We start from the raw sequence: 23383 nt of genomic DNA on the forward strand, positions 1-23383 counted from the left end.
GTTTGCAATGGGTTTCGGGTCTTCAGAAGTTGAGAACCTTGTATCCCACCTGGATCGACCATTCGGCTGGCCTGTCGCCGCCAATGAGAATGCCCGGTTTGACATAGACTTGACCGTCTCCCCCGAAGGCCTTGCCCGTCAGCATCCCGGCAGTGACTTGAAAGCTGCCAAATGTCTTGCCGGCTTCCCAATCGTGGATAATCGCCGGGTCGAATGTCAAATAAAAGCGACGATTCTTCAGCTTTGGAACATAGTAGAAGTCGACCGTGGTAGTGTTGACGTTTGCGCCCTGTCTGTTCCCTCCCTCAAGGCCGAAGGTGTGAACAACGGCAGGAGCGAAGATCGAGCCGCTGTCGAGGAACCATGCATAAAAGGCTGACGCTTCTGCCGCCAACTGGCCGTATCCGGCAAAGTCTGTCTCAGCCGTATCCAGAAACACCTCGAATGTAAAAGCGGCGCCGTTTCTCTTGGTGAGATAGAACACGTCAATATACGTGATGCTGATATCCCCCAGCCGCAACTCTTCGCCAACATTTGGGTTCAGCGCCGCCGAAGCAGCCGCGTCGCCCAGGAACGGGCTGGCATTAAAGGGGCTGTCGGAAAACGGGACTGTGAACCGCAAGGCCTTGCTGCCATCCCCGATTGGCCTAGTATAGAACAGCTCAAGCAGACCTGTGTTCAGGTTGGAGTTGACCTGGTTGAACTGGTACTGGATGCCCATCTGGGTCGTCAGCAGGGTTGGGTTCGTCCCATTGTTGATCTCCTCGACCTCTCTCTGAACCTGATCGAGGTTGGACCCGTCCTGGGCGTTCGACGGCAAAGCCAGACAGGCGAGCGTCAAGACAATGCACCCAAAAAGCGAACGTTGAAACAGACCCGCTGCATTGGGCGCACCGCAACGCGCAAGGGGCGTCCAATAATTTAAATTTGCCATCGTTATGTCTGAGTCCTTTGCACATTTCTGGTTATTCACAACAAGCCGGACTATCCAGCTTATTGTTCGATATCGCCGTCAACCGATGCTGCGATTGGTAACGTCGAGCAATTCCTTCTCCAGACGCTCCATGATGAGTTGATACTCTTCGGCGCGGCTCGGCAGATCTCTCCACCGCTCGCGTGCCAGATCTGCAATTTCCATCTCCTCGCAAATCGATTGGAAGTCTGGATCGTCGCGATGCAGCTGCGTGATCACAGGTCCCAGTGCGGGGAATCGCAAGATCAACGCCTGAACGTATTTGTTTGTCATGTGGCTCTCTCCCGGGCCACTATAGCTGGTACTGCCCGTCGTGGGGCACGTTCAAACATGTAGCAACATAGGGATGTGCTGCTCGGTCACGCTGTTAACCATTGGAATTTTCGTGTTATCTTGAGGCCGAACCTCCGAGTAACCTCCCATTTTCTTGCATGCCCGAACCCATTGATCCAACGCCAATCTCTGCCGAGGATATCCGTCGGCAGCTTGACCGAATCCTCGGCTTTCCAGAGTTGCAGTCGAGTGATCGTCGGCGCGAAATGCTGCGTTATGTCGTCGAGGAAAGCCTGGCCGGCCGCGAAGGAGAGCTTAAGGCGACGACTATCGCCATGGCCGTCTTTGGGCGCGGGTCCGATTTCGACCAGCAGTCGGACCCTGTCGTGCGTCTGGAAGCGCGCAAGCTTCGTCGGGATCTCGACAACTACTATGCGGAGAGCGGCAGGGATGACCCCATCCGCATCAGCATCCCCAAGGGTCGCTATTGTCCCAAGTTCGATGTACAACAAGGTGTTGTGCCCTGGGCGGAGCCTGCTGCGGTAAAGTCTGATCGCACTGGTGATCGTGAACCCGGCCTGAACAAACGTTTCACGCTTGGCCCAGGGATAATCATCGCTGCTGGCGCGGCCTTTGTGGCGGCTTTGTTTCTCTGGACCATGCGACCCGAAAGCGGCGTATCGAAGAGCAACGTCGTCTCAGATCAAAGCGTCGCGATTCTTGTCGAAGAATTCGGTGTCAGAACAAGCGGCGAGATCGAAGCGCTCGTTACATCCGGGCTGACCAACGAAGTTGCGGCGGCCTTGATCAGGTTTCCCGACCTTGCCGTGCATCTGTCGCATGACAAGAGCACGAATGCCGCTGGAGGTGTCACACCGAAGGGCCAAGCTATCAAGACGGAATTCACGGTGACCGGCGATGTCTGGCGAGAAGAGGGAAGGCTTTTTATTCGCGCCGAGCTCCTTCGCCGGCACGACGCCAAGGTTTTGTGGAGCGAACGCTACATTGGTGATGCAGAGAACCTGAGCATCACGGGTATTCTGGATACAATCTCATCCGATATTGCCGCTGCAATTGGCCAGCAGTATGGCTACGCGCTCCGCGATGTCCGCGCCACAAGGCTACCAGATCAAAATGATCCAAGCCTTCGAGGTTTCGCCTGTGTCGCAAGCGCACAGATCTACCGGCGTACATATCACCGTGATGAGTATCAAGCTGCGCGGGACTGTCTGGAAGCGACGGTGCGCGAAGACCCCGATTATGTCCGCGCCTGGGCGATGCTTGCCTATTTGCGAAACGATGCCGCGCGCTTTGGCCACGAGCAGAACCTGTCGAGGGAGGCGGCATTCGACCTAGCGCGTCAGGCCGCAAGCCGCGCCCTCGATCTAGACCCTCAGGATACCGACGCGCTCCAGGCGATGTCGCATGTCGAGCAGTATGCAGGCGACATTGAACGTTCCATCGAGTTTGCCCGTCGGGCTGTGGAAGTGAACCCGAACGATCCGGCTGCCCTTGCCAACCTCGCCATTCGTTACGGGGTTGCCGGGCGGTTCGACGACGGCGTGCCCATCATGCGTCGCGCGATAGAACGCTCAGTGGCGCCGCCGCCCTTTTACTTTCATCTGCTGGCAGCGGATCACCTCATCAAGAACGAGTGGTCGGAATTGCTGTGGGCCGCAGAACGCGGCTCTGGCGATGGTTGGTCATTCGGACAGGCACTCCTCGTGATCGCCCACAGAAAACTCTCCAATGAGCAGGCCGCTCGCGAGGCATATTTGAGAATGGCGGAACTCGATCCACCGCTTGCTGACGACCCGAAGGCTTGGCTCGAGGGGCACAACATGCCTCCGGTCCTTGTCGAAGCCGTCTACAAGGGCCTCTCCGACGCACGCGCGGCTTTTGGCGAGTAGGATATGGACATTGTCCGACGTCAGCGCCTACCGGGCTGATCCAGGTGTTTGAACGACGGAGGATTTTTGGATCATCGAAGCCGCCATGGGGTGCAGATCAAGAAGAGATCCGGAGCATCGAACGGCGCCGCGGACAGGTCGATCACGGGTTTCAAGTGCAAGAAGCACAAACGCCGCTCTGCCGAGGATGAGATCAGGATCGCCCAGGCGGGCTTGGGTGGTGAGGAGCGTATTGTCGCGCTGAATTGCCGAGAGGCGATTTGTCAATCCTAAGACAGGTTCCTATTCGTCGGAAAGCTCCCTATCTATCCCGGATCCACTTTTGTAACAGAGCCGACGCCTCTCTGTTCGAGTGGCGTCGGCTCTATTGCGCATAGGTCCTGCTGTTCATGGGTAGCCGGGGCCAGTCAGAAACTGTTTTGCGGCTTCGCACCGGAAACCCGGTCGAAAGGTGCCGCCAAAGATCGGTTCCTAACAAGGGCGCCGTCAGGCAAATAGCCCAAAGCTGTCCCCCTGGAACTGGTCGACACTCACTACGGAGAAGTTGGGATCGGCGATGTCGGCCATGTCCGAGTTGAACAGCGGAATGGTTTCGCTGAGAAGCGGGCCAAAGCTGGCGCTTTCGTGAATTTCGATATCCGCAATGTCCAAGTCGAAGCTACCTCTCAGACCTCCAAGATTCAAAGTTAGGGTTCCGGTATGCATCACATCGATCAATGACGTGTAATCGAGCTGCGAATTGAAAACCGGGGTAACCGTGACAGGTCCTGGTACGGCGGCGCGGATTCCGGGCAGGTTGTTCCAGTCGGCATTGCGCAAAGCGATCACCGGATCCGCGAAGCCTTCGATGTAAACCGGGCGATTGAACAGAAGATCAACCGAGTAGCGTGCCGACAAACTCGAGTCGACCGATAGATCGAACCCGGTTATGTAATCAATATCGGCCATGACATAAGTTCCGGTGGCCGGACCACTTACGATTGTTCCATCCAAGGCTTGCAGCGCTTTCAGTTGCGGTATGAACGACAGCATGTCGTCCACGTCCACGCCGATATCCACAAGGTCCTTTACAGTTGTCACCCTTATGCCATCGGCAAGATTGGTGGTCGTGACGACGCCCGCACCGCCAAAGGACACGCTGCCCAAGTCTGCGTTTATCGGTTCCGATACCGTATGAGAAAGCAGGTTGTCGGCGAAGTTGACCGCTCCGGTATTGGTGCCGAGATCGACCGAACCGTTGATCAGGTTGTAGCTGCCGGTTCCTATAACGCTCTCGCTGAAGATCGATCCGGCCGATGCATAATCCGGCAGATAGAAACCTCCACCTTCCAGGTCGGTCGGAATCCAAGGCCCGCGCACAGCCGCAGAATAGCTCATTCCAGCCTGGAAACCTGCGTCGATTGCGCCATCAACTCCATAGGTCATCGTTTGCGGCAGAGTCTGCGTGACTGCTGCGCCGACAACTGACGAACTTGTTTGCAGTTGCGTGAAGCCTCCCACCTCCGAGACCCCGGATATCCCGGTATTCACGCCAATCGCTCCCGAAACCGTTCCCGCCGAAAAGCCGGTCGAGGGCGAGAAACTAAGGTCGAGGATGGCATCGGCCGTAGCCGAAATTCCCAAGCTTGCGCTGACAAGTTCGAAGTCGAAACCGGGATTGAAGCTGAAACTCTTCAGGACCGGGTCGCGCGATACCGTTCCCGTAGTAGCGAAGTTTACTCCGCCCACTCCCAATCCAAACATGGACTGGTTCCCGGTCTGGGTCTGAAAGCCGGCATGATAGCCGTTGACCGACTGAGTCGCACCGTTGTTCCAGCTACTTGAATACCCTTGTTCCGCGAGACGTTGGAAATGCCACCGCGTTGCATAGTCGACGCTCATGCTGGGGGTGAAGGGGGTCAAGGCCTGAACAGTAGCCGCATCTGCCAAACCATTTACTCGGACAAAGGCTGCCGACGTCGCCTGTGCGCCGAATTCGTCTTGCAAGACATATTCTATCACCGCCTCCCCGGATTGCCCCAACCCGAGTGCCTCGTAGGCGGTACCGGTGTCGAACCGGAGTTGGTTTCCAACAATTTCGACAGTGCCACCGCCTGAGACGATCCTGGCACTGACCAGTGCCAATTCCGCGCCGGTGTCCACATCGGTGTCATTGGCCAATACGTCGATAGAGACCGCGTGACCTTCGGCAACCACCGCCGAAGTATCAAGATACCCGACGGGAGCGTCATTGGTGCCGACAAGAGTTATGCGGGTGTCAATCGTGTCGGTGCCGCCATGTGGATCGTGAACCGTAGTGCTGAAGGTTTCCACCAGGGTCTGACCTTGGGCCAGGAACTGGATCGCGGCATCGGCAACATCATAGGTCCAGTCAATCCGCGTGGAACTGCCATCGGGCTGATAGATCGTATTGACGGTGAATGCCCCTATCGGCGGGTTGCTTCCGGAACTTTCCGGCACAAAGGCGCTGGTTGCATAGTGGGTGTCGCTGGTGTCCTTGTCGCCGAAGGTCAGGCTTCCACCTTCAGACAAGATCGATGTGCTGTTGCCTTCCACTAGGCGTCCGCCGGTATCGGACTGCGACGAGACGAACGCCGGGGCGTCGTTCCGGCCTTCGATCTCGATGGTCACTGTATCGGATCTTTCGCCGCCATAGGAATCCGTGACCGTGTAGATGAAAGTATCGTAGCCTCTCTCGTTCAGTGCGAGATAGTCAAACGCACCCACAGGGCTGTAGTCGACCGTTCCGTCCGCCGCGATGGAAACCGTCGCGCCGGATCCGCTGGCTTCGACTCGCGTGATCCGGAAGGGGTCACGGTCTATGTCAAAATCGTTTGCCAGAATATGTGCAAGATTGATCGGCGTGTCTTCGTCGGTTCTGTCGACATCAGGTCGGGTGAAGGGGGCATTGTTCCGACCGTCAATGAAATAGGTGTAATCCTCGAATTCCAGCGCTTCGACATGAAGAACCTTGTCGCGTCCGTCTGCACCAGCCACGTAAACAAGGTTTGACAATCTGTGCGGTCGAACACCGGTGAAGTCATAGTCGTATACAGAGCCGCCAAAGATCGCGACGTCAAAGCGCAGTCCGCCGTGGAGGACATCGTTGCCCGCGCCACCAACTAGCGTGTCTTTTCCATCGCCGCCAACCAGGGTATCCCTGTCGTCCCCACCAGAGACGAAGTCGTCGCCTCTGCCGCCGTGAAGCCAGTCCTTGCCATCTCCACCTGATAGTGTGTCGTTACCATTCTGGCCGTGGACTCGGTCGTTGCCATCGTCACCTGACAGGAGGTCGTCGCCCTGTCTGCCAAACAGCTTGTCATTGCCCGCGCCGCCCGACAGGGTATCGTTGCCGACGCCGCCACTGAGCAGGTCGTTGCCATCGTCGCCAGACAGCTGATCGTTTCCATATCCTCCAAACAACCTGTCATGCCCGGTGCCGCCGAAGAGAATGTCGTCACCGCCGCCGCCGCCGAGAACGTCATTGTCGCCGTTACCGGCCAAATGATCATTGCCGGCTCCACCAAACAGCTTGTCCTTCCCAATGCCTCCGTACAGGCTGTCGTTTCCGCCATAGCCGAAAAGACTGCTGCGTCCATCGCTCCCAACAAAGGAATCGTCGCCTCCACCGCCGCGAAATTCCGAAGTTACGTTACCGCTGTCGTCAATGTAATTCATCGTCACCGGGAGGGTGATGTGCTGAGCGATCGAGATGCGGTCGTTCAGAGTGCGTCCGTTTGGTTTGAGACCCGTGTGCGCAAGGCTGATTTCGATGCTGGTTACATCGTTTAGGTCGAATGATCGAATGTTCGCGCCTTCCAGGATAACACTCAAAGCCTGCGGCTGACCCGGTTGTGGTGCGGCCATCTCGACAATGAGTGTCAAGGGATTCAGCAACCCGTCGTAGAAAATTCTCAAAATGCCTGACAATGGATCCAGAGCGGCCGCAAAAACGGCCGACGACGATGTACTTCCCATAGCGATCCCCCCCCCGGGATTTTCCCGCTCGACACTGTCCGGCCATCGCTGGCGCGATCAGGAGAGTACCTAGCGCAGTGGTTTGGTTTACCACAGGTTTTCTAATAATTTCCAAGGTTTCGCAGCGACTTTGGAAGAAAACGACGGGAACACCCTCTTTAGGGCGAAATTTGCGACCATTGGTGATTGGGAGAGTTGAGTAGAATAGTAAAAAAGCCCACTTTTGATGCTATTGGATCGATTTCGAGGACAGACTGTTTCGGCTGAGCCGGAGTGTAAAGGAATTGGCATGAGCAGGGCAGGGCAGGGCGGGTCGTTGTTCTTTGGTCATACATATCCGCCCCCCTCTCGCTGCTTCCGATCGAGGCGTGAAGCCATTCAGCTGGCCGTGATGTTGTTCGTCAGATTTCGGCGGTTGTGACGAAACGTCGAAGAAGTTCTGCATCCGTGCGGCATGGAAGTGAACCACGAAGCAGTTCGTTTCTGGTGGCCTAGATGGCTCCCTCTGTATCTGCCGAGCAGTTTCGGGATACTTTTGGTTTCCTCTGCCTCAACGCACCGGGTTTGACCGGTTGGACTAATCCATCTGTACTAGCGTCGTTGCGTCGGCAAGTGAACGGCCCTGGACCGGTTTCAAGGATTGCCAATCCAGCGAGACCACCCCAAGGCGAGCGCTTGCCGATAACTCTTCCAAGCGAACCGGGTTGGGTCGCAATGGGTGCCGGGCTCACTCGGCTGCACGCCGGTCACCTCTCTTTCGGGCATCGCTCGTTCTTTCTGGCCCACAGGTTGCGCGCTGCTCCCGATAAGATCTGTTCCTATCATTCCGGTAGCACCCTTTGCGATGGACGCTTACCTCTGGTCTTGCGGTATGAGAAACGCACCGAAGAACCCGGACAACGCTTCGTATCCACCCAAGGGCAGAACATGCGCAACATATTGGTCGGGCCGAACGATGATCATGCACCCATCCAACCGTTCGATCCCGCGCATCTCATAAATGTCGGCGCCCAGTTTGTGATCGACACAGAACACCTTCTCGAAGTCGTGCAGCCCATAGCGGCCTTTTGCAGGTCTGAGCAGGGTCGGCATGTCCTCATATTTCAGGGATTCAAATTCCTGCTGGAATATGGCGCGTAGATCTATCAGCCCGTCGATGTCCTCGTTCCCGCGTGTAAAGCGCCGGACCGGAGAGGCGGGATCGTTTTCAAGCCAAGTGCAAAGCCCGTGGATCGCGCCACCTTCGGCTCCGGTATCCTGCCGTCCGGCAAAGGCGTAAATGCGCCACCGCCCGTCCGCTTCGGCCACGTGACCGAGTTGCAGCCGCTTGGCATCCGACAGTCGAAGGACCGGCGCGGAATGGAACCGTTTCCCTACGGTCTGGCCCGTGGCCAGATGCTGATGCGTGGGTTCGGCCGTGAGTTCCGACGGATCATATCGTACGGCGAGCCCACCGGTAAACTCCAGGTTCTCGATGAACTGCTTTTGAAAGCGCGGCATGTCTGTGCCGTCGATCTCGGACGCGCCGGGAGGGGCGCTCATGATCCGCGCCCATTTGTGGTCGGTTTCGACCAGGCGCCTTGCTTCTTCGCGGCGTTCCGCCGAGTAGCTGTGCAGAAGGCGCGCGTCAGACCGCCCCGTCAGCACGTGTGCAAGTTTCCAGCCAAGGTTGAACGTATCGCCCATGGATACGTTCATGCCCTGACCGGCCTTCGGGCTATGGGTGTGGCAGGCGTCGCCAGCAGTAAACACCCGCGGAGTGCGGGTTGCCGCCTCCTCCTCCGGGACGTCATCGAACTTGTCCGTCAGGCGATGGCCGATCTCGTAGATCGACCACCAGACGACTTCCTTCACATCGATGGTATAGGGGCGCATGATCCGGTTGGCGGCGGCGATGATGTGGTCCGATGTCAGGTTGCGGTTCGACACCCGCTCGTCCGGGTTCAGCTTGTCGAGTTCGACATACATCCGGAACATGTAGCCGCCCTCGCGCGGGATGATCAGCACATTGCCTTCCTTCGTCGACTGGATCAGGCATTTCCGGCGCAGGTCGGGAAAGTCGGAATTGGCGAGAATATCCATCACGCCCCAAGCCTGATGTGCGGCGTCTCCATGCAGCTTACCGCCAATCGCCTTACGGACATTGCTGCGCGCCCCGTCGCATCCGACGACATAGTTTGCGCGTAACGTCACCCTCTCGCCCGCGCTGCCATCTTCATCAACACGTTCCAGGATCACGGACACCGGATGGTCCTGGGCGTCGGTCTCGATCTTGAGGTCGATCACGCGCAGCCCGTAGTGCGGTTCAAGCCGGGTGGGCGAGTTTTCCATGACATCGAGGAAGAGCTGATGGATGCGCGCCTGATTGACGATGGTGTGTGGCATCTCAGACTGGTCGTCTGCCACGTCCTGGGTGATCCCGACGCGGGTAATGTGGTCGGTGTTGGCCGGATCCGGTTTCCAGAACGTGGTCTGGTTGACCCAATATGCTTCACGCTTGATCTTTTCGGCAAAGCCGAACGCCTGGAACATCTCCATCGAGCGGACGTTCACGCCGTCGGCCTGGCCCTTTTCCATGGGGCCGGGTTTGGGTTCCACGATCATCGTAGTGATTTCTGGAAAACCCGCCAGTTGCGCGGCAAGACACAATCCGGCTGGACCACAGCCCGCAATCAGGACGTCGACAGTCTTTGGAACGGTATCGTTGTGCGGCTGATCGCGGCTCGGGGCAGGGGCCTTGATGTCAGGATCCCCTGGTCTGAATCCGTCGACATAGTATTGCATGGTCTTCCTCCACACCGATGCATCGGACTCGAAATTTAGTATCTGCACTTATTATATTCAGGAAAAAGATATGTGTACATACCTTTTTCCTTTTGCCAAAGTCGCGAGGATCCCTTTTGGAGCCTTCAGCGAGGAAAATTTCCAAATGACTGTTACTGGCATGGCGGGCCATCTGATCCGTCGGTTGAACCAAATGTCCACTCAAGTCTTCTCTCAGCGCATGCAGGAGACAGGATACGATCTTACGCCGGTCCAGTTCGCCGCGCTTGACGCAGTGTGTTCCAGTCCGGGCCTGGACCAGGCGCGCATCGCCGCAATGATCGCCTACGACCGTGCAACAATTGGTGGGGTCATCGACCGGCTGGAGCAAAAGGGTCTTGTCACGCGGACAATAAATGAGCGGGATCGGCGCGCGCGTCTGGTGATGATTACAGGCAAAGGCCAACGGGTTTACAAGGAGGTATTGCCGATCATCAGGAAACTGCAATCCGAGATCCTGACTGGCCTTTGCGCAGAGGAACAAAGGCAGTTTCTTCGTTTGGCGGCCAAGGCAGTGCACTTGGGCTCAGACACCTTGTCGGATGGCGAAGAATAGGAGATCGACCCAGACCCAAGGAACGCGAAGGTGTTCCTGAATCTGCGGACGTCTCTCGAAGCTTTGTTGGAAACGGAACCGCTTGGCACAGCCATCATAGTTCGTCCTGCTCCCTACTCGGGCAACCGCTCAGATTGCCTCCAGCCGCCACGTCGGGAAGAGATCGGCCTGTTGGCAATATTCTCTTGTGTCTTCTCCGGCAAATAGACCATCGCGTGACACAAGTACCGTACGCCATCCACGCGCCTCGGCCCCCAGGATGTCGGTATGCAATGTATCGCCGCACATCGCGATACGCGTGCGATCCATACCCGGCAAAGAACCTTCGATCATCTCGTAAACTTCGGGAAAGGGTTTGCCGAAGAAGCGGATGTCCGTCACTCCGCCATCCGCAAGCAGGTGCCCGAAATACCCTGGTTCCAGGGTAAAGCGGCCTTCGCGTGGTGCCACCAGATCTGCGTTGGCAATCAGAACGGGTCTTGGATTGCGCCGGAGCGACTCTGCCAGGATGGACTGGCGGTCATTGGTCCAGGATTCGCTGGACAGAAAAAGAAAACCTTCGACCCTGTCATACGCTTTCTGGTCGTCCTCCAACCGGCAGGCTGTGGTCGGAATGTCCGAAAGGTCATCTGATGGCGCCGCAATACATCCCCACAGGCCAGGCCCCAATTCCCTCAGGGTGGCGTCGCGGCTGGTAATGATCTCATCGGCTTCGACCCGCATGCCAAGCCGTTGAAATTTTTTGACGGCCATTTCATGGTTGTAACTCGCCGCGTTGGAAAGGATGCGAATCTTGCACCCTGCGCTCCTGAGCTGGTCGAGCCGCTCCGACGCGCCTGGGATCGGTGTCTCTCCGATGTTGAGAACGCCGAATGCATCGAAGACAAAAGCATCTGCCTCGGTCACGATATCAAGAAGAGAACCGATGTCCTGCGTCCAGGTTCGGGTGTTGACGTCCGGGAAGCGAAACCTAACGGCTTCGTAACGATCAAAAATCTTGTTGATGCTGTTCATGCGTACTCGGTTGCCGATTTGCTTCGGATCGTGACCTGAGGCCCGACCTCCTTCCAGCTTTTCTGGAGAATCCGTTAGTGGATTTGTGGCCTCATGCGGCCTTGGTTTCCAGTCTCAATTTCATTTCAAGTTGCTCTGGCTTAAGACTGCCCGAGGACTAGTGGGGGGCTTACGGGAATTGTCTTCCTTCTGGGGGGAGGTTCGTCTGCCCGCCCCTGATTTCGTCGGTGAAGAGGTCGCTGTGTTCTTTGCGCGGCAGCCCATCTCGGTTTCCTTCACGCAACTCGGCCATTGGTCTGCAATTCTGGCTCGGTCCGGCAGCGCCTGCGGATCATCCCGAACGGTCAAGAAACGCTTGTGCGGCCTCCCGTGACTCGAAAAGATGCGGAGCGGCGGCACCAAGCGTTTCACCAAGTTTTATCCGAATGAATGCAGAGCCGGAGTACCGCGTCACGGTTCGATAGAAACGGGCCTCCAGCCTGGCGACCATATTGGCGTAATCCTTGGCAACCTCGTCTTCAAGCTGGAAGCCGTCATAATTCACGATAACGTCGACCTTTTCGTCCAGCGGACCGCAGACCGTCTCTACCTGCCTTCGTATCTGTTCCACTTCTTCAAGCGAGCGAACTCGCAGCTTTTCGAAATTGATGAACAGGCGACCTTTTGCGGCGTCCAGCGCAATCCGTTCCGGCAAATCAAGGTGGAGAAGCTCGCGTTTCAGGTCCATCGGTTCGGTTCCGAAAATCCGTGCGTCCATATCGCGAACGTCCTCGATGATAGGCCGGAACCCCATTTGGCTCACGATATCGCGCTCAATATCGACGCCTGGGGCTGTCTCTATCAGTTGCAGCCCGGCAGGGCACAACCGAAACACGCAACGCTCGGTCACATAGAGTACAGACCGCCCCAATCGGGCCGCGCGTCTCCCCGAGAACGTCACCTGCTCGACCTCTTTTAGAAACTTTTGGGATGCCCCTTCGGCCCGGATTTCCAACCGTCCGTCTGCGATGTCGATATCCAGCCCCTGCGCCGTAAAGGTTCCTGCGAACACCAGCGATTTCGCGTTTTGACTTATGTTGATGAACCCTCCGGCCCCCGCTAGCCGGGGGCCAAAGCGCGAAACGTTCACGTTTCCTGTTCTGTCAGCCTGGGCAAGACCAAGGCAGGCCATATCCAGCCCGCCGCCGTCATAGAAATCAAATTGCGCATTCTGGGGGATCACGGCATCAACATCGACAGCCGCCCCAAAATCCAGCCCCGATGCTGGCTGGCCACCAATGACCCCGGGTTCCGCCGTTAGCGTCACGTGATCCAGAAGACCTTCTTCGGCCGCGACAGAGGCCACGCCTTCGGGCATGCCGATGCCAAGATTGATCACCCCGTTCACCGGGAGTTCAAAGGCACATCTCCGCGCGATGACTTTTCGTGCGTCCAGACGCATCTGGGGAATCTCTCCCGCCGGCGGCCGGATGCGATTGGTGAAGGCGTGCGAAAACCTCGTTCGGTAGGTTTGCATATGCAGTTCCTGCGGAGCCACCACCACTGCATCGACCAGGATGCCGGGGATTTGAACTTCGCGAGCTGGAAGGCTGCGCCCCCGGGCCAGACGCTCGACTTGTACCATCACCACTCCGCCTGCATTCTTTACCGCCATGGCCTGCGCAAGATTGTCTATGACGAGCGCTTCACGCTCCATCGTGATGTTGCCGAACTCGTCCGCGGTGGTTCCACGCAGCAGCGCAACGGTGAGTTTTGGTGCGGGATAGAACAGATACTCTTCGCCACCGCGCGTCATAAGTTCGACCTGCGGTTCGATCGAGATCGCGTTGATTGCTCCGCCGCCGTTTCGGGGATCGACGAATGTCTCCAGCCCGACTTTGCTTATCATTCCCGGTTTCCCGGCCGCGATGTCGCGAAAGAGCTGGCTGATGCATCCCTGGGGGAGGTTCCAACCTTCAATCTTTCCCTCAATCGCCAAGGCGGCCACCTTGGGAATAAGGCCCCAATGTCCTCCGACAACGCGCTTGAGCAACCCTTCGTGGCCGAGGCGGTTGAGACCTCGTTCGCCACCATCCCCTTGTCCCGCCGCGAAAACCAGGGACAAGTCTCTTGGGTGTCCCGTCTCCAGAAACCGTTGTTCTACTGCCGCCAGAAGCGCATCCGGAACCCCGATGCCGACAAAGCCCGAGGTGGTGAGAACGTCGCCGTCCTTGATCAAAGCGGCAGCATCCTTGCCCGAGATGACCTTCTTTCGCATAGACCTGTCCTCCTCAAGATCATGGTTTCCGCCGGTGGGAAACTTGTCCAGTGCCAAAAGGCTTAGAAGTGACAGGCGACCACGGGTGACCTGTGCGTCATTCCAATAGGGGAAGGTGGAAACTCGCCTTGATCCGATCCATGACCACAGAAGTCTTGAACCCCTTGATGTCGGGATTATCGTAAAAGAACTCTCGAGTGAAGGCTTCGTAGTCGGCCATGTTTGTCGCGCTGACGATCAGGACGAAATCGGTTTCCCCGGTTACGTAATAGGCGCTCATCACCTCGGCACAATTACGGACCGAGCGTTTGAAACGGTCGATGATGTCAGCGCGTTCGCGCGCAAGTTCGACAGAAACCAGCATCAAGAGCGGGCGGCCTGCTGCTTCGGGATCCACGACCGAGATATCGGCCGTGATGATTTTGTCGGCCCTGAGTCGCGCCAGGCGGCGTTGAACAGAGGTCGCGGATAACCCGACCAGGTCCGACAATTCGGCATGGGTAAGTTGGTTGTTCTGTTGCACGTAGTGCAGGATTTTTCGATCTATCTGGTCCATGGATGGGGGAATTATCCGATCTTCTGGATACTGGCGCGGAAAAAAAAGCGGATCTTGCTAAAAATTGCGAAAAACATGCGGCTCTTCCCCGTAAGATGATCGCGAACGCCGGAGGATTCATGCCAGATCTGCCTTTCTCACCAGCCGAATACACAGACCGCCTGTCAAAGACGCGCGCTGAAATGGCCGTGCGCGGGCTGGAGGCGATTTTTGTCACTGACCCGTCCAATATGGCCTGGCTGACAGGCTACGATGGTTGGTCGTTTTACGTGCATCAAGGCGTGCTTCTTGCACTCGAAGGCGAACCGATTTGGTGGGGGCGCGCGATGGATGCGGTGGGGGCCGGGCTAACCACGTGGCTCGCAAGGGACAACATTCACGGTTACGACGACACTTACGTCCAAAACCCGGCCAAACATCCGATGGAGGACCTCTCTGCGCTGATCGCCCAACGGGGTCTGAGTGTTGCGCGCATCGGTCTGGAGATGGACAACTACTATTTCACCGCGTCCGCGTTCCTGAGCCTGCAACAAAATCTGCCCACGGCCCGGTTCCAGGATGCCACTGGCCTGGTCAACTGGCAGCGCGCCGTGAAATCCGCCACCGAGATCGAGTACATGCGTCGTGGCGCCCGGATCGTCGAGCGGATGCACCAGGTGGTGTTGGAAAAGGCCGAACCAGGGCTGAAGAAGAACGAACTGATCGCCGATATCTACCATGCCTCGGTCTCGGGAGCTGATGGGTATTGGGGGGACTATCCGGCCATCGTTCCGATGGCGCCGTCGGGTGTCGATGCGACTGCCCCGCACCTGACATGGGACGATGCACCTCTGAAAGCTGGCGAAAGCACGTTTTTCGAGATTGCCGGATCCTATCGGCGCTATCAGTGCCCGCAGTCGCGCACCTTGTTCCTGGGCAAGCCGCCGCAGAAATACCTGGACGCGGAAAAGGCTGTTCTTGAGGCCGTCGAGGCGGGGCTGGAACAGGCCCGACCCGGAAATCTGTGCGAGGACATCGCCAATGCCTTCAACGCGACACTCAATCGGCTGGGCTTCCAGAAGGACAGCCGATGCGGCTACGCCATTGGGATCTCCTATCCGCCGGATTGGGGCGAACGCACCATGTCGTTTCGCAGGGGCGACAAGAGTGTGCTGAAACCCGGTATGACCTTCCACTTCATGCCCGCTTTGTGGCTTGATGATGGGGGGCTGGAGATCACGGAACCGATTGTTATCACGGAAACCGGGGTGGAGTGCCTCTGCCGCACCCCCCGCGAACTCTTTGTGAAAGGGTGAGCCATGCGCGCCAATCCGATCACCCCGACCGTGGATTTCGAACAAGACGGCAAACAGCACGGGCATCTGCGCTTGCCCTACAGCCGGAACGACAGCGCGTGGGGCTCTGTGTTGATACCCGTTTCGGTGATCCGGCGCGGAACCGGCCCGGTGGCGCTTCTGACCGGGGCGAACCACGGGGACGAGTATGAAGGGCCGCTTGCGCTCTTTGATTTGGCGCATAACCTAGTGCCGGACCAGGTCACGGGGACCGTGATCATTGTTCCGGCGATGAACTTCCCGGCGTTTCTGGCGGGCACGCGGGTTTCGCCGCTGGATCAGGTCAACATGAACCGCGCCTTTCCCGGCGCCCCGGATGGGACGCCGACGCAGAAGATCGCCGACTATTTCCAGCGCACGTTGCTGCCCATGGCCGATGTGGTTCTGGATTTCCATTCCGGCGGCAAAACGCTGGATTTCCTGCCTTTTGCGGCCTCGCATATCCTTGAAGACAAGGCGCAGCAGGCGCGCTGTCGCGCCGCCCGGGATGCGTTCAACGCGCCCTTCAGCGTCGAAATGCGCGAGATCGATGCCTTGGGAATGTATGACGATGCCGCCGAAGGCTTGGGCAAGACCTTTGTCACAACCGAGTTGGGCGGGCAGGGATCGGCAACCCCATATACCACAAGGATCGCCCGCAAGGGGGTGCGGAACCTTTTGATCCACGCCGGGATCATGCAGGGCGAGCCAGAGCATACACCCACGCGCCATCTCAGCCAGCCTGACGATGCCTGTTTTCATTTCTCTACAGAGGGTGGTCTTGTCGAGTACCTTGTTGCGCTGGGCGAAGTCGTAAGACCCGGCGACCCCATTGCTCGAATTTGGCAGACCGGCCAAACCGGCAGTGCCCCACGGTCTGTGACCGCGCAACGCGACGGTATCCTGATGGCGCGCCACCATCCCGGCCTGTGTCAGGCAGGCGATTGCCTGGCCGTTCTGGCCGTCGAAGACTGAAAAGAAGGAAAGATCATGTTGCAGAATGACCAGATCGCACTCTGGGATCGGGAGAGTTTTTTCCATCCATCGACGCATCTCGCCATGCACGCGCGCGGAGAGACCCCGTCGCGCGTCATCCGTACCGGTTCGGGCGTGAATATCGAGGATCGCGATGGCAAAAGGATGCTCGATGCGTTTGCGGGTCTATACTGTGTGAACGTCGGATATGGGCGGCCGGAGATCACCGAGGCGATTGCCGATCAGGCGCGCGAACTGGCCTATTACCACGCCTATGTCGGTCATGGCACCGAAGCCTCGATCACGCTGGCCAAAATGGTCATGGACCGTGCGCCGGCTGGAATGTCCAAGGTCTATTTCGGGTTGTCCGGGTCGGACGCCAACGAGACCAACATCAAGCTGGTCTGGTATTACAACAATATTCTGGGGCGGCCTGAAAAGAAAAAGATCATCAGCCGCTGGCGGGGTTATCACGGCTCGGGCCTAATGACGGGTTCGTTGACCGGGTTGGAACTCTTTCACAAGAAGTTCGACTTGCCGCTTGCACAGGTGATCCACACGGACGCCCCCTATTTCTTCCGACGCGCGTCGGCGGAACTGTCCGAAGAGGGGTTCAGCGCCCAATGCGCCGCCCGGCTCGAAGAGTTGATCATTGCCGAAGGGCCAGACACGATCGCGGCTTTCATCGGAGAGCCCGTTCTGGGAACAGGAGGGATCGTGCCACCGCCTGCCGGTTATTGGCCCGCGATTCAAGCGGTGCTGGAGAAGTATGATATCCTCCTGATCGCTGACGAGGTGGTAACCGGGTTCGGGCGTCTCGGGTCCATGTTCGGGTCCGCGCACTATGGCATCTCTCCAGATTTCATCACGATCGCCAAGGGCCTCACCTCGGCCTACGCGCCATTGTCCGGGTCGATCGTGTCGGATCGTGTTTGGAAGGTGCTGGAGCAGGGTACCGATGAAAACGGCCCCATCGGTCATGGCTGGACCTATTCGGCGCATCCTATCGGTGCGGCTGCCGGTGTGGCGAATCTGAAACTGATCGACGACCTGGGATTGGTCGAAAAGGCAGGCCGGATGGGGCAGGCCCTGAAGAAGGGCCTCACGCAGGCTTTGGCCGAACACCCCAACGTGGGCGATATCCGCGGCGAGGGACTGATGTGTGCGGTCGAGTTTGTCGAAAATCGCGCTGCGCGGCGCATGTTCGACCCCCAGCGAAAGGTAGGCCCGGCAATTGCAGCCAGGATGTCCGAACTTGGCGTCATAGCCCGGGCCATGCCGCAGGGCGACATCATCGGTTACGCCCCTCCGTTCTGCATCACGCAGGACGAAGTGGACACCGTCGTGGCAGCCACTGCAGATGCAGTGAAAGCGATATTAGGTTAAACAATCACTGGCAAAAGGGTGTCCGCGCATTTAACCCCCAGCACCGCGTCGCTGCCTCGGACACGAGCATTGGTAAGGGGTATCAGGGTGGGCTGAACAAGTTTCATTGTGCTTCTTCCGGCCGTTGACGCCCTTGGTTAGTTTCACGCGTAGGCGACCTATTGGAGGGCGTAATCGGGCCGGGGCGATCATTTTTGTCGCGGGCCGGCGTCTCTTTCGCTAAGAGTTTTCCCATGCTTTACAGGAGGCTTGCCGTGACCGAACCCCTGATTTCCTCTCGCCACCACAACCGTATCGCCGACCTGCACGAAGAGATAACGGCCTGGCGGCGCGATCTGCATCAGCACCCGGAGATTGGTTTCCAGGAAACGCGGACAGCGGCAATCGTCGCGGAAAAGCTTCGGGCCTTTGGTGCCGATCAGGTCGTCACCGGCATCGCGACCACAGGCGTCATCGGGATCATTCATGGAGAGCAGGACGGCCCGATGATCGGATTGCGCGCCGATATGGATGCGCTGCCGATGCAGGAACATGGCGATGTTCCGTGGAAATCGGTCAATCCTGGGAAGATGCACGCCTGTGGCCATGACGGGCATACCGCGATGCTGCTTGGCACGGCCAGAATCCTTGCCGAGACAAGGGATTTCGCAGGCTCTGTGGCGGTGATCTTTCAACCGGCCGAGGAGGGCGGCGGCGGTGGCGGAGTGATGGTGCGCGAAGGATTGTTCGATGTGGCAGACTGCACATCCGTCTGGGGACTGCACAACTGGCCCGGGATGCCGCTTGGCCAATTCTGCGCGCTTTCCGGGCCGATCATGGCGGGCATCGACTATTTCGATATCACGATCAAAGGGCAGGGGACCCATGCGGGGCTGCCGCATCTTGGAGTGGATACGGTCCTTGCGGCCGCGCATCTTGTCACCGCGATCCAGAGTGTGCCTGGGCGAAACGTGTCGCCGCATGAAACGGCGACAATTGGCGTGTCGATGTTCAAGGGGTCCGACGCCTATGTGGTCATGCCGGACGAAGCGGTCATTGGTGGCTCGGTCCGCTATTTCGATAGCAAGACGCGTGACATGGCCGAGGCACGGATCAGGGCGCTGGCCGAAGGAATTGCCAGCGGTTTCGGCGCCGAAGCGGTCATCGACTATCGCAAGAATTACCCGCCGACGGTCAACCATGCTGCCGAAACGGATCTGGCCGCCGAAGTCGCCAAGGGGCTGGTGGGCGCAAACCGGGTGCTGCGAGAGAGCGAGCCATGCATGGCAGGAGAGGATTTCTCCTTCATGCTGAACGAGCGCCCGGGCAACTACATCTGGATGGGAACCGACGAGCCAGGACGCAACAATGCCATGGTTCACTATCCCGACTACGACTTCAACGATGCCGCAATTCCCGTTGGCGTGGGCTACTGGCTTGGGCTGGTGGACCGGTTGCTGCCAAGACGCTGATTTGCACACCCGGTCACGGCTGACCGGGTATCTGCAATCATGATTGCGCGGTTGGACTGTTGAAGACCTGCCGGTACGCCAGTGCCGAAATGTCGTATATAACATGCTCGCCCGGGCAGTCTGACAAGACTGCCGAAAGGTTATTGTAAGGTTGTGGTGATGGAAGGTGCAGCGAAGAAACAACCCGGCGCGTGCGATGCAACCCTTCCAAACTTTGCTGGCCTACCCAGTCAAGCTGCGTGACAGTTTCACACTTTCTCCAATCGCTCTGTCGGCGTGGATACTCGTTTTCCTTTTCGCAACAGCCAACCACACATTCTGGATGATCGGGGCAGAGGTTTTTTTCGGCCACGGCCTCGCGTTTTCAGGATTTGTTCTCGCGCTCTTCCTGCTGATGCTGAGCATTTTCAGCCTGTTCGGCTTTTCCTGGGTCTTAAAGCCTTTTCTGGTGGTGATTGTCGTACTCAGTGCGGTCTCATCCTACTACGTGGACACACTTGGCATTGTTGTCGACCGGGACATGATCCAGAACGTCGCGGTCACGACATTCGCCGAGTCGAAACACCTGATCACCCTGGGTTTCGTATTGCATTTGGTGGTTTTTGGGCTGGTTCCCGCAGCCATCATCCTGACGATCCGGCCCAAGCCCCAAGGAATGCTTCGCACGCTGGCGACGCCCTTAGTCGGTTTTGTTGTGGGAATGAGCCTTGCCGTGGGCGTGCTTGCGCTCGACATGAAGTCCTACGCCGCCGTTGTCCGCGAGCGAAAAGACCTGCTGAGCAGCTTTCAACCCGGCGCGCCTCTTTTGGGGATCGTCCGCTATGCGCGAATGGTGTCCAAGGTCAGAAAAGACGTAATCGCGCCAATCGGTGAAGACGCCGTAAAAGGTTCGTCCTATGGCGCTGGCGCGAATCCGGTGCTCGCCGTCGTGGTCGTCGGGGAAACCGCGCGGTCGCAGAATTTCAGTCTCAACGGATACAATGTAAAGACCAACCCGCGCCTTGCGGACCTGCCGGTCGTGTCATTCTCGAATGTGCACTCTTGCGGTACCGCAACCGCCGTTTCCCTGCCTTGCATGTTTTCCAGCTTCGGTCGGGGCAGGTACACATACGAACGCGGCGTTTCGACCGAAAACGTTCTGGATGTCTTCAAACATGCGGGTTTCCACCTGGAATGGTGGGACAACAACACCGGGCACAAGGGGGTCGCCGACCGGATTGAATCAAAGTCTTTCGTCAGCATGTCGGTGCCCGAGTTCTGCGGGCAAGGCGAGTGCGCGGACGGCGTTTTTCTGGGCGCATTGCAGAACTATGCCGAGACGATCGTTCAGGACACGGTACTTGTGCTGCATCAGATAGGAAGCCACGGGCCAGCTTACTACTTGCGTTACCCGGCAGCCTTTGAACGGTTTACCCCATCGTGCCGAACGGCAGAATTCATGAACTGCACGCCCGAGGAAATCGTCAACAGTTATGACAACACAATTGCATACACCGACGAGTTTCTGGCCGAAGCCATTGGCGTTCTGAACCGCCAGAGCCGCGCCGACACGGTCTTGATGTATGTATCAGACCATGGCGAGTCACTGGGGGAAGGGGGGCTCTTCCTGCACGGCGCGCCCTATTTCATGGCGCCGGAATACCAAACCAAGGTACCGATGATCGTGTGGCTGTCTGACAGGTTCAGCCAACGGTTTTCAATAGACAAGTCCTGTCTTGCTGATCAAAGGGACACCGAACTGTCTCATGACAACCTGTTTCACAGCCTTCTCGGGATGCTTGACGTTTCTACAGACGTGCGGGATGCAGGCCTGGATATCTTCGCGCGCTGCATGAAAGACGACAAGGTTGCCAGTCGATGACCGAGAAACAGGGACGCACACATCCACGACCGCCAAAGGTCACCGGACTGCCGCATCTTTTTGAGGCCGCCGGTTACTCTGTCGCCGGGGCAAGGCGTCTTTGGCGGGAGACGGCGTTTCGGCATATCGTCGCAGCGTTTCTGGCCTGTCTGATGCTGTTTACCTTTCTGGGCGCCAGCGGGCAGGAAATCGCGTTGCTGTTTGTTCTCTTCTTCTGCCTCGTTGCAACAGAGGCTTTGAATACGGCCATTGAATCTATCGTTGACCACCTTGCGCCTGACTGGCAGGTATTCGCGCGCGACGCCAAGGACCTGGGTTCGCTTGCGACAATGTGTTTGCTTGCTGCAAACGCGGTGTTCATCGTAGCGGTCTTAGCCCGGTTGCTTGCCCTGATAATGAAAGACAACCTATGAACATGTTCAAGATCGTTGCAGTGCCGATGCACAGGGAAGGCCGCAAGTTCGTGGCCACCTTTGCCGTTGTGACGGTTCTGCTAACGGCCCTATGGGCGCCGCTCTTCTGGCCCGGGCTGGCTGTGACGATCTGGTGCTACTACTTTTTCCGCGATCCTGTCCGAATCGTTCCAAAACAACCGTCTTTGGTCATGTCTCCGGCAGACGGGATCGTTTCTCTGATCGAGGAAGTTGTGCCCCCAAGCGAATTGGGCCTTGGCGATGCGCCTCTGATCCGGGTATCGGTGTTTATGAATGTCTTCAATTGCCACGTAAACCGAGCGCCGATCACAGGTGTGGTCCGTCACATTGCTTATCATCATGGCAAATTCCTGAACGCGTCGCTGGACAAGGCCAGTATTCACAATGAACGCAACGGTTTGACGATCGAAGCGGCAGATGGAACGCGCATCGGTGTTGTTCAGATCGCTGGTCTGGTTGCGCGTCGGATCGTATGTTTCGTGCGCGAAGGCGACCGGTGCGGGGTGGGCGAACGCTTTGGCCTGATCCGTTTTGGCAGCCGTTTGGACGTTTTTCTTCCCGCTGGCGTCAAACCCCGGGTGTCCGTTGGTCAAATAGCAATTGCAGGAGAGACGATTCTGGCCGATCTTTCAAATCCATCGCAGATGATGCCCGGGACACCAATTTGATAGGCATATGAAACTGAACTTACCCCTTGCGCTTCGACGCGTCATCCCCAGCCTGGTGACAATGGGCGCTTTGGGCGCTGGCATGAATGCGCTGCGATTGGATATCGAAGGCGAACTGGAACGTGCACTTTCGTTCCTTTTGCTTGCGATGGTACTGGATGCGTTGGACGGGAAGATGGCCCGTTTGCTGGACGCGGTGAGTGACTTCGGGGCGGAACTCGATACGCTGTCTGATTTCTTCAACTTTGGCGTTGTTCCGGGCATACTCATCTATAACAACCTCTACGCCGACACGGAGTATGCCAGCATTGGGTGGATCGCGTCGCTGATCATCGTGGTCTGTTGCGCCTTGCGGCTCGCAAGGTTCAACGTGGCAAGAAAGACCGGCGAGAGCGACGATTTCTTTGTCGGGATTCCGGCCCCTGCACTGGCCTGTCTGGCGCTGATGCCGATCTTCATGCAGTTGAGCGCCCTAGGAACCCCGACGCACCCATTTGTTCGGACAGTGTATATTGTCGGGGTTGGCCTGCTGGCGATCAGCACGATTCCCACGATCTCGATAAAGTATGTCAGTCTCAGATCATCGATGCTTATTCCGGTCGCCTTGGTCGGGATCATCGGTGTTTACGGCTTGATCACTAATCCCTGGCCCACACTGGTTGTCGCCAACTGCCTGTATCTGGCCACGCTGCCATTTTTCTATCTGAAGCAGGCGCGACAATCGAAACCCGCTTAAGTCAGCGGGCCGGTTGCAACTGACATTTGACGAGATGGCCGAGGCCCAGAACCTTCGGCCAGCGCTGTAGGCGGTGATTGTGACGCTTATTGCGTTTTTGCCAGTGACAGTCGGGCTAAATGCGACTGGGCGATGCCTGCTCGCCAACTTTTGTCCCCGGCAACAGACTGACAGCGGATCTTCGATCCGCCGCTGTCAATCGGCCTTGCGGTGCTCTCG

At 57.7% G+C, this 23383-nt stretch carries 17 protein-coding genes; 10 read left to right on the plus strand and 7 right to left on the minus strand.

Features of this window, described 5'->3' with window-relative positions; translation table 11 throughout:
* Positions 1–22 precede the first annotated feature (22 nt).
* Both G0P99_RS04515 and G0P99_RS04520 read right to left on the minus strand, forming a co-directional pair.
* Positions 23–934 (minus strand): hypothetical protein, encoded by a 912-nt coding sequence (locus G0P99_RS04515; protein WP_164128133.1) that lies wholly within the window; start codon positions 932–934, stop codon positions 23–25.
* Positions 935–1012: 78 nt separating this feature from the next.
* On the minus strand, positions 1013–1246 hold the full coding sequence (locus G0P99_RS04520) for a hypothetical protein (RefSeq protein WP_164128135.1): 234 nt from the start codon (positions 1244–1246) through the stop codon (positions 1013–1015).
* 158 nt (positions 1247–1404) lie between these two features.
* On the opposite strand from G0P99_RS04520, the gene G0P99_RS04525 reads away from it, so the two are divergent.
* Positions 1405–3156: a hypothetical protein gene (locus G0P99_RS04525; RefSeq protein WP_164128137.1), complete on the plus strand. Its 1752-nt coding sequence runs from the start codon at positions 1405–1407 to the stop codon at positions 3154–3156.
* 486 nt (positions 3157–3642) lie between these two features.
* On the opposite strand, the gene G0P99_RS04530 is transcribed toward G0P99_RS04525, so the two are convergent.
* Positions 3643–7134, minus strand: a complete 3492-nt coding sequence (locus tag G0P99_RS04530; protein ID WP_164128139.1) for an Ig-like domain-containing protein — start codon at positions 7132–7134, stop codon at positions 3643–3645.
* Positions 7135–7986: 852 nt separating this feature from the next.
* On the minus strand, positions 7987–9918 hold the full coding sequence (locus G0P99_RS04535; protein WP_164128141.1) for an FAD-binding monooxygenase: 1932 nt from the start codon (positions 9916–9918) through the stop codon (positions 7987–7989).
* On the opposite strand from G0P99_RS04535, the gene G0P99_RS04540 reads away from it, so the two are divergent.
* Positions 9917–10513 carry a MarR family winged helix-turn-helix transcriptional regulator gene (locus G0P99_RS04540; protein WP_370462701.1) on the plus strand — a complete coding sequence of 199 codons (597 nt, stop codon included), beginning with the start codon at positions 9917–9919 and terminating at the stop codon, positions 10511–10513. The genes G0P99_RS04535 and G0P99_RS04540 overlap by 2 nt on opposite strands.
* Before the next feature lie 129 nt (positions 10514–10642).
* On the opposite strand, the gene G0P99_RS04545 is transcribed toward G0P99_RS04540, so the two are convergent.
* From G0P99_RS04545 to G0P99_RS04555, 3 genes are all read right to left on the minus strand, one after another.
* Complete coding sequence (locus G0P99_RS04545; RefSeq protein ID WP_164128143.1) at positions 10643–11527, minus strand: HAD-IIA family hydrolase; 885 nt, start codon at positions 11525–11527, stop codon at positions 10643–10645.
* Between the two features lie 331 nt (positions 11528–11858).
* Positions 11859–13784: an acyl CoA:acetate/3-ketoacid CoA transferase gene (locus G0P99_RS04550; RefSeq protein ID WP_164128145.1), complete on the minus strand. Its 1926-nt coding sequence runs from the start codon at positions 13782–13784 to the stop codon at positions 11859–11861.
* Positions 13785–13881: 97 nt separating this feature from the next.
* Entirely contained in the window at positions 13882–14340 is a 459-nt protein-coding gene (locus G0P99_RS04555) for an Lrp/AsnC family transcriptional regulator (protein WP_164128147.1), read from the minus strand.
* 119 nt (positions 14341–14459) lie between these two features.
* On the opposite strand from G0P99_RS04555, the gene doeA reads away from it, so the two are divergent.
* The 8 genes from doeA to pssA all read left to right on the plus strand — a co-directional run bounded on the left by doeA (position 14460) and on the right by pssA (position 23164).
* The gene (doeA, locus tag G0P99_RS04560) at positions 14460–15635 is read left to right on the plus strand and encodes an ectoine hydrolase DoeA (RefSeq protein ID WP_164128149.1); all 1176 of its coding nucleotides are present in this window, start codon (positions 14460–14462) and stop codon (positions 15633–15635) included.
* Between the two features lie 3 nt (positions 15636–15638).
* Positions 15639–16628, plus strand: coding sequence for a N(2)-acetyl-L-2,4-diaminobutanoate deacetylase DoeB (doeB, locus tag G0P99_RS04565; protein WP_164128151.1), 990 nt, complete (start codon positions 15639–15641; stop codon positions 16626–16628).
* A 15-nt stretch (positions 16629–16643) separates the two neighbouring features.
* The gene (locus G0P99_RS04570) at positions 16644–18014 is read left to right on the plus strand and encodes an aspartate aminotransferase family protein (protein WP_164128153.1); all 1371 of its coding nucleotides are present in this window, start codon (positions 16644–16646) and stop codon (positions 18012–18014) included.
* Positions 18015–18268: 254 nt separating this feature from the next.
* The gene (locus G0P99_RS04575; RefSeq protein WP_370462703.1) at positions 18269–19465 is read left to right on the plus strand and encodes a M20 aminoacylase family protein; all 1197 of its coding nucleotides are present in this window, start codon (positions 18269–18271) and stop codon (positions 19463–19465) included.
* A gap of 166 nt (positions 19466–19631) precedes the next feature.
* Complete coding sequence (locus tag G0P99_RS04580) at positions 19632–21326, plus strand: phosphoethanolamine transferase (RefSeq protein WP_370462704.1); 1695 nt, start codon at positions 19632–19634, stop codon at positions 21324–21326.
* Positions 21323–21739 (plus strand): diacylglycerol kinase, encoded by a 417-nt coding sequence (locus G0P99_RS04585; RefSeq protein ID WP_164128157.1) that lies wholly within the window; start codon positions 21323–21325, stop codon positions 21737–21739. Before G0P99_RS04580 ends, G0P99_RS04585 begins: the two co-directional genes overlap by 4 nt.
* Positions 21736–22428, plus strand: a complete 693-nt coding sequence (locus G0P99_RS04590; RefSeq protein WP_164128160.1) for a phosphatidylserine decarboxylase — start codon at positions 21736–21738, stop codon at positions 22426–22428. The genes G0P99_RS04585 and G0P99_RS04590 overlap by 4 nt, the downstream gene beginning before the upstream one ends.
* Before the next feature lie 7 nt (positions 22429–22435).
* Positions 22436–23164 (plus strand): CDP-diacylglycerol--serine O-phosphatidyltransferase, encoded by a 729-nt coding sequence (gene pssA, locus G0P99_RS04595; protein ID WP_164128162.1) that lies wholly within the window; start codon positions 22436–22438, stop codon positions 23162–23164.
* Positions 23165–23383: the final 219 nt, after the last annotated feature.

Source organism: Ruegeria sp. PrR005, from assembly GCF_010500245.1.
In the GTDB taxonomy this organism is placed as follows: domain Bacteria; phylum Pseudomonadota; class Alphaproteobacteria; order Rhodobacterales; family Rhodobacteraceae; genus Ruegeria_B; species Ruegeria_B marisflavi.